Source organism: Oleiphilus sp. HI0061 (assembly GCF_001635675.1).
In genome coordinates, this window is the sequence record NZ_LWFE01001136.1 from 1 (window position 1) to 3227 (window position 3227).

Sequence of the window (3227 nt, forward strand, 5' to 3'; positions counted from 1 at the left end):
AGCCGCGTAAACTCTATGCTTGGCAGTTATCACTGATTCTTAAATTAGACACCGAAGATGAACAAGGCTTGACACTTCCAGAGGAAGCAAAAGAAATTGAGCCTTTTTGCCAGCAATTGGACGTTGACCTTCGAGCCGGCGGGAATGCTGTGCCTTTAGCGAGAATTACCTGGAATAAGACGCGAGAGTTACTTTTTAGAGTCTACAACCCGGTTCAAGCTGACGAATTAATAAAGAGTATTATCGAAGCGGATACCACGCCACGCCCCTTCAGCTATACAATCGACCCTGATGAAGATTGGAAGATGTCAGAGGTTTACCTTAAGAGCTTTAGGTAAAAGCGTTTCAATGGGGTCAGACTCGATTGAAAACAGCAATCGTTTTGTAGGCAGTGCTTTCCTCGGCTCGCTGGTGAATCAGTACAATGTTTCTTGTTGGGTTGAGTAAGTGAGGGGTGGAACCTTCTGCCCACAACTTCTTTATGCTTGTATATGTTCAGCGCAAAGCTCATAGGCGCGTATGACCTCATCGACTTTATCTCCGTGATTAATTCGGGATTTTTTGTAGTGAGATAGAACGCGCGCCAGATACTCATGGGCAATCTCAGCTTGAACTTCCGTTTCACCCTGCCAAATTTTTCTACCCGCCGGAGATATTTCCTTCTTTAAACCACTACACGAAGAAACATGCAGTATTTCATAAAACTGCTTTCGTTCTTTCACCAGTTGTTCGTCAAGCAGAGAAAAATCGAGCTTAATGAGGTGCTGCCTAAGTGCATATTGGTGATAAACAGGGCAGAGCAGATAATCGATATCAAGGTTTTGAAACTTCTGATGAAGCTGGTTGATCAGGCTCATCGTTTCGTCACCACCTATACCAGCAATAATGACCAAATGTTTGCCTTGATGTTTGTCTAAAGGTAACTGGGAGGCATCGCTGCAATAGGTCTTCCAAGATGTTTGGTTGTTAGGAGTCGCCGGAAAGAGCTCAACTAACTTCAGGTTCAAGGCTTCAATGAGCTCTGGAACAATATCAACAAAGTGAATTGTGGGTGCGGCTTGCCGATCAAGCAGGTTGATTCCCAATAAACCGTGGTCGCAGCAGCAATCCCAGATGTGCTCGTAGTTATTTAGGCACATCTCATTGAGTTTTTTTAGGCGTTTACCGAGCTTCAAAGTTTTGATTCCATTAATAATAAAAAGGGCCGCATATTTGCGACCCTTTTTTAGTACTGCTGTAGCGCTGTTCTTAGTATGAACGCTGAGCTTAGATCAACTCAATCGCCATAGCGGTTGCTTCACCACCACCAATACATAGTGCAGCAACACCTTTAGACTTGTCTTTCACTTTCAATGCGTTGATCAAGGTAACCAACAAACGTGAACCTGTTGAACCAACAGGGTGGCCTTGTGCACATGCACCACCGAAGATGTTCACCGTTTCTGGGTCAAGACCTAGGTCAATGATAGGCATCATTGCAACCATTGCGAAGGCTTCGTTGATTTCATACAAATCAACATCTTCTTTAGTCCAGCCTGTCTTAGCAAACAAGTTTTCAATTGCGCCAACAGGAGCGATTGTAAATTCACTTGGGTGTTGGGATTGCGTAGCATGACCAACGATACGAGCAACAGGCTTAAGGCCACGTGCTTCAGCTTCGCTTTCACGCATTAGAACAAGTGCTGATGCGCCATCTGAGATTGATGAAGCATTCGCTGCAGTGATGGTACCATCTTTAGCAAAAGCTGCGCGAAGACTAGGGATTTTCTCGATGTTAGCGTTGAATGGCTGCTCATCGTGCTCAACCACAGTATCGCCACGGCGAGACTTAACGGTTACTGGAACGATTTCAGCTTTTAGCAAACCTTCTTCCGTTGCAGTTTTTGCACGAGTAAGTGATTGGATCGCATAGTCATCCATCTGCTCACGTGTATAACCTTTCTTGTCTGCAACTTCTTGTGCGAAAGAACCCATTAGACGACCTGTTTCAGCATCTTCCAAACCATCTAGGAACATGTGATCCATTGCTTGGTCACCGTGACCCATGCGGAAGCCCTTACGAGCCGTTGGCAAAATATAAGGAGCGTTAGACATAGACTCCATGCCGCCAGCAATCATTACATCGTTAGTGCCTGCCTTGATCGCATCGTGTGCCATCATCGCCGCTTTCATACCTGAACCACAAAGCTTGTTGATTGTGGTAGCACCCGTTGCATCAGGTAGGCCTGCTTGACGCATTGCCTGGCGAGCTGGGCCTTGCTTAAGACCGGCTGGCAATACGTTACCCATGATCACTTCTTGTACGTCTTCAGGCTTAAGGCCCGCACGCTCGACCGCTTCTTTGATAACGATGCTGCCTAGCTCAGGCGCAGGAACAGTAGACAGGCTACCTTGAAGACCACCCATTGGTGTACGAACACCGCTTACAATTACAACAGAATCTTGCTTAGACATATTAGCCTCTTACGTTTTACTCGTGGCCGAGCCACAAAGAGTGCACCCTCGTGAGGTGCCGGAAATACAAACGAAGCCAAGGATAGTGACCTTAGCCCACCAAATCGGTCGCAGATTGTATCAAGGATCTCGTTTTTGAACCAATTTGTTTGCTGTAAGGAAAGGTAAAGGCTTGCGGTTTACCTGTAGAGGACACCAAGCAATTAGCTTACACAGAGTGCCAAGTGTTTTCGGTTTAGGTCGATAATGTGATAGTTTGAGACAAGGTATCTCCTCAGATTTAGAGTAATTAGAAAAGGTTCATCAATTAATATGGCTAACAAGCAGCTTAATGATATATCTACTCCCATAACGAATCTCGATGAACTGGCTAAATTAGCCGACTATTCACTAATGAATAACCTTCGGTGCGACCCTCAGGCGACGGCCAGTGGGGATGATTACGCGCCTCGACAAGTTTTTTCGGGACATTATGTCCCTGTAAAGCCGACGCCTATTCCTGAGCCTGACTATGTCGCTCACAGCAGGAAGTTTTTCAGCGAACTGGGTTTTGACGACAATTTGGTGGAAACGGAAGGCTTCCGTCGTTTGTTCTCTGGTGATATGTCGCATGTGCCAGAACCTATGAGACAAACAGCTTGGGCAACTGGCTATGCGCTGTCGATTTATGGCACGGAGTACATTCAACAGTGTCCGTTCCGCACAGGCAACGGTTACGGGGATGGCCGTGCAGTATCTGTCCTTGAGGCTGTCATCAATGGTCAGCGTTGGGA

The 3227-nt window shown here is 46.3% G+C and carries 3 protein-coding genes and 1 pseudogene; 2 read left to right on the top strand and 2 right to left on the bottom strand.

Features of this window, described 5'->3' with window-relative positions:
• A partial coding sequence (locus tag A3735_RS16935) for a DUF695 domain-containing protein (protein ID WP_068638329.1) occupies window positions 1–338 on the top strand: 338 nt, incomplete at its 5' end.
• Between the two features lie 141 nt (window positions 339–479).
• Here the strand turns inward: A3735_RS16935 and A3735_RS16940 are convergent.
• Together A3735_RS16940 and A3735_RS16945 are read right to left on the bottom strand one after the other, a co-directional pair.
• Window positions 480–1175 (bottom strand): tRNA (adenine(22)-N(1))-methyltransferase TrmK, encoded by a 696-nt coding sequence (locus tag A3735_RS16940; RefSeq protein WP_068507712.1) that lies wholly within the window; start codon window positions 1173–1175, stop codon window positions 480–482.
• A gap of 91 nt (window positions 1176–1266) precedes the next feature.
• Window positions 1267–2454 carry an acetyl-CoA C-acyltransferase gene (locus A3735_RS16945; protein WP_068507713.1) on the bottom strand — a complete coding sequence of 396 codons (1188 nt, stop codon included), beginning with the start codon at window positions 2452–2454 and terminating at the stop codon, window positions 1267–1269.
• A 312-nt stretch (window positions 2455–2766) separates the two neighbouring features.
• Here A3735_RS16945 and A3735_RS16950 point away from each other — a divergent pair.
• Window positions 2767–3227, top strand: a pseudogene (locus tag A3735_RS16950) (hypothetical protein); the annotation flags it as partial.

Bases quoted from the DNA above. Each gene is read 5' to 3' on its own strand.
- A3735_RS16945 (WP_068507713.1), bottom strand. From the start codon at position 2,454: ATGTCTAAGCAAGATTCTGTTGTAATTGTAAGCGGTGTTCGTACACCA.